A 3931-nucleotide genomic window follows, 5' to 3' on the forward strand; every position below is an offset into this window, starting at 1 on the left:
TGCAGTATCAACCAGTTTCATTTTACCGGTGTAGAACGGGTGCGAAGTGTGAGAAATCTCTAATTTAACCAATGGATATTCGTTACCATCTTCCCATTTAACGGTTTCGCGGGTATCGATGCAAGATTTAGTGATAAAAGAGTAGTCGTTTGACATATCTTTAAATACAACTAACCTATAGTTTGATGGATGCAGATCTTTTTTCATTATATTATATAAACTTACCTTCTGTACTTTACTTAAAAGAGGTGCAAATGTAATAATAAAAGTGTAATTCGGAATAGCAAATTAAAAATAGTTTATTATTGTTCATGGATCATAGTCCATGGTTCATAGGCGGATAAAAAACTATATTTATAAAACTGGATATTAGACAATTAAACAATCTCTATCCTTTTGTCTGAACCCGAATTTATTGAATCCAGGGAATGGGCAGAATGCTAAGCAAATTCAAAAAATTCTCAAAATTCAATAAATTCGAGTTTCAGACAGCAACCTCCTGGCACAACTCAATCAAAACTCCATTAGCACTTTTAGGATGCACAAAGCACACCAATTTATTATCGGCGCCGCGTTTAGGTTTATCATTAAGTAAAACAAAGCCTTCAGCTTTTAACCGTTTCATTTCGGCTTCAATATCACCTACCTCAAAAGCTATATGATGGATCCCCTCTCCCTTTTTTGATATAAATTTCGCTATAGCACTGTAATCGTTAAGCGCCTGGAGCAGTTCTATTTTATTTGGCCCGCTTTGCAAAAAGGCAGTTTCAACCGCTTCGCTTTCTACAATTTCGGTTTTATACACCGGTGTGTTCAGCAGTTTGGAATAAATCTCACCTGCTAATTTAACACTGTTAACCGCTATACCAATGTGCTCCACTTTGTTCATGTCCAAATATTGTAAATTATTGGTCAGCTTTGATAAATTGCGAAGTATTTTAGCTGAATTTAGATAAAAACTTGCGTATCTTTGTTTTGTTAATATATTTCAAAAGGACTATGAATATCCCAATTTATTTAGATAACAATGCAACTACACCGATGGACCCACGGGTACTGGAGGCTATGTTACCATATTTTAACGAAAAATTTGGTAATGCAGCAAGCCGTAACCATGCGTTTGGCTGGGTTGCAGAGGAGGCGGTTGATTACGCACGCGAACAGGTTGCCAAACTTATCGGCGCATCTGAAAAAGAGATCATCTTTACCTCTGGTGCTACAGAATCAGATAACCTTGCTATTAAAGGGGTTTTTGAAATGTACAAAGACAAAGGTAATCACATTATAACTACCGTTACAGAACACAAAGCGGTACTTGATGCCTGTAAACACGTTGAAAAACTTGGTGGCAAAGTAACTTACCTGCCTGTTAAAGAAGATGGTCTGGTTGATTTGGCTCAGCTTGAAGCAGCAATGACCCCTGAAACCATCCTGGTATCTATCATGTATGGTAACAATGAGATAGGTGTTATCCAGTCAATTAAAGAAATTTCGGCCATTGCCCACAAACATGGTGCATTATTTATGACCGATGCTGTTCAGGCAGTTGGTAAGATCCCTGTTGATGTTAATGCTGATGGTATTGACTTATTAGCTTTATCAGCTCACAAAATATACGGCCCTAAAGGTGTTGGCGCTTTATACGTACGCCGTAAAGGACCAAGGGTTAAAGTTACCGCCCAAATGGACGGTGGCGGTCACGAACGCGGTATGCGCTCAGGCACCCTTAACGTACCGGGCATTGTTGGTTTAGGTAAAGCCTGCGAACTTTGCGGCCAGGAAATGGAAAGCGAAGCAAAACGCCTTTCGGCTTTACGTGATAAACTGCAATCAGCTTTAACTGTCTTGGAAGAAAGCTATGTAAACGGTAACGTTGAACACCGCTTACCACATGTTGCTAACATTTCGTTTAAATATGTTGAAGGTGAAGGTTTGATGATGGCCATGAAAGATCTGGCTGTATCATCAGGTTCGGCTTGTACCTCTGCTTCATTGGAGCCATCATACGTATTGAAAAGCTTAGGCCTGTCTGATGACCTGGCACACTCTTCTATCCGTTTTGGCTTAGGCCGCTTTACTACCGAAGAGGAAGTTGATTACGCTGTCGAAGTAACCAAGAAAGCGGTTACCCACCTGCGCGACCTTTCACCGCTTTGGGAAATGTTTAAAGAAGGTATCGACCTTAACTCAATTGAGTGGGCAGAACATTAATTTGATTTCGGATTTGGGATTTTCGATTTCGGATTTTCCAATTGCGATTTGATATATAAGAGTCCTACAAAGACTCAGAACTTATAACTTACTATTAAGAATTTTAAAAAAATGGCATATTCAGATAAAGTAATCGATCACTACACTAACCCCCGCAATGTGGGCACTTTGGATAAAAGCAGCCACAAAGTAGGTACAGGCTTAGTTGGTGCACCTGAATGCGGCGACGTAATGCGCCTGCAGATCCAGGTTGATGATAACAATGTTATCACCGATGCAAAATTCAAAACTTTCGGTTGCGGTTCGGCAATCGCTTCTTCATCATTGGCTACTGAGTGGCTTAAAGGCAAAAGCATTGATGATGCTATGAAAATCGACAACATGGATATCGTTGAAGAGCTTGCCCTTCCACCGGTAAAAATTCACTGCTCGGTATTAGCCGAAGACGCTATCAAAGCAGCGATCAACGATTTCCGCGTAAAAAACGGCTTAGCGCCAATTGAAAGCGAAAAAGTACACCACTAAGAAAGATTTTAAGATGCAGGAGGCAAGAAAGTAAGACATCTCTTCTGTATCTTAAATTTCAATAGTGTAGTGCGCAAGAGACAGGCAAAAAATCTTGACTCTTGAATCTAATAATCTTGATTCTTTTAAAAAATGGTAACTGTAACTGATAAAGCAAAAAGCAAAATAGATAACCTGATGCAGGATGCGGGGCTTGATGCCTCTTACTTTCTGCGCGTATCTGTTCAGGGCGGTGGTTGCTCTGGCTTATCATACAATCTTGATTTTGATAACGAAGAGAAAAAAGGCGATCAGTTTTTTGAAGACCAGGGCGTACGTATGGCGCTCGACATGAAATCATTCCTGTATCTTGCCGGTACGGAACTTGATTTCTCTGACGGCCTTAACGGCAAGGGCTTCAATTTCCACAACCCTAACGCCAGCCGCACCTGTGGCTGTGGCGAAAGTTTTTCGGTATAAAAATTCACCTGAAAATAATTGAAAAGAGGCGCTGATAGCGCCTCTTTTTATTTTAAATAATCTGCCTACTCTGATGCTGCCGCGGGTTTCCAACCCGTGGTCAAACATAGCTTCAGCTTTCAGCTGAAGTGCCTAAAACATATCCTCCGGTTGTACACCGTCAGGTGCCGCTTGCTCCACAGCCCAATGCTCGGCTATCTTATCGTTAGCCACCCTGAATATCTCGTACAATACAAACCCTTTTCCTGATTTGTTAAACTGAGATTGAGCAACCACAAAATCACCCTCAGCAATTACTTTGTGGAGTTTTACATCCGGCCTTTCAACAATATGATCTGCTAAGGTTTTGCCGCTTTCCGCAATTACGCTGTCGTGTTCAACGTAGTCAGGATGTATAAACTGTTGGGATGATGCCTTATTGATCACAGCCTCATAATACAAACTGACAATATGCTTACTATTTTCCGCCAAAGCATTATGATCAATAGCCGTTGTACCATTGGTTGAAGTTATCGCTTTCCCGCTTTCATCCGGCAGGGGCTGTATGGCATCCCAATGCTCGGTTAGCATGCCGTCCTTTAATTTAAACAGGTCGATCACAGCCATACGCTTGCCCATAAACTGAATATCAAGGTGGGTTACTACAAAATCACCTTCCTGTATCGCCCTGATGATCGGCGATTTTACACCTTCGGGAGGTAACGGTAACGTTTTCAGGTAATTGATCATTTCGGTT

At 41.0% G+C, this 3931-nt stretch carries 5 protein-coding genes and 1 pseudogene; 3 read left to right on the top strand and 3 right to left on the bottom strand.

Annotated features, from left to right (window positions below; all coding sequences use genetic code 11):
- The coding region (locus VF500_RS11490; protein WP_330859800.1) for a type B 50S ribosomal protein L31 at nucleotides 1-207 on the bottom strand (207 nt) is incomplete at its 3' end.
- A gap of 277 nt (nucleotides 208-484) precedes the next feature.
- Entirely contained in the window at nucleotides 485-889 is a 405-nt protein-coding gene (gene mce, locus VF500_RS11495; protein WP_330859801.1) for a methylmalonyl-CoA epimerase, read from the bottom strand.
- 110 nt (nucleotides 890-999) lie between these two features.
- On the opposite strand from mce, the gene VF500_RS11500 reads away from it, so the two are divergent.
- From VF500_RS11500 to VF500_RS11510, 3 genes are all read left to right on the top strand, one after another.
- Nucleotides 1000-2211 carry an IscS subfamily cysteine desulfurase gene (locus tag VF500_RS11500; RefSeq protein WP_330859802.1) on the top strand — a complete coding sequence of 404 codons (1212 nt, stop codon included), beginning with the start codon at nucleotides 1000-1002 and terminating at the stop codon, nucleotides 2209-2211.
- 111 nt (nucleotides 2212-2322) lie between these two features.
- Nucleotides 2323-2736 (top strand): Fe-S cluster assembly scaffold IscU, encoded by a 414-nt coding sequence (gene iscU / locus VF500_RS11505; protein ID WP_076378185.1) that lies wholly within the window; start codon nucleotides 2323-2325, stop codon nucleotides 2734-2736.
- Nucleotides 2737-2868: 132 nt separating this feature from the next.
- A complete protein-coding gene (locus VF500_RS11510) occupies nucleotides 2869-3195 on the top strand; it encodes a HesB/IscA family protein (protein ID WP_330859803.1) in 327 nt (108 codons plus the stop codon).
- 132 nt (nucleotides 3196-3327) lie between these two features.
- Here VF500_RS11510 and VF500_RS11515 read toward each other — a convergent pair.
- Nucleotides 3328-3931, bottom strand: a pseudogene (locus VF500_RS11515) (nuclear transport factor 2 family protein); the annotation flags it as partial.

The sequence above is a fragment of the Mucilaginibacter sp. genome, from assembly GCF_036383575.1.
In the GTDB taxonomy this organism is placed as follows: domain Bacteria; phylum Bacteroidota; class Bacteroidia; order Sphingobacteriales; family Sphingobacteriaceae; genus Mucilaginibacter.

Excerpts from the sequence above, each read along its gene's own strand:
- VF500_RS11500 (WP_330859802.1), top strand. The coding sequence starts at position 1,000 with ATGAATATCCCAATTTATTTAGATAACAATGCAACTACACCGATGGAC.
- iscU (WP_076378185.1), top strand. The coding sequence starts at position 2,323 with ATGGCATATTCAGATAAAGTAATCGATCACTACACTAACCCCCGCAAT.
- mce (WP_330859801.1), bottom strand. The coding sequence starts at position 889 with ATGAACAAAGTGGAGCACATTGGTATAGCGGTTAACAGTGTTAAATTA.
- VF500_RS11510 (WP_330859803.1), top strand. The coding sequence starts at position 2,869 with ATGGTAACTGTAACTGATAAAGCAAAAAGCAAAATAGATAACCTGATG.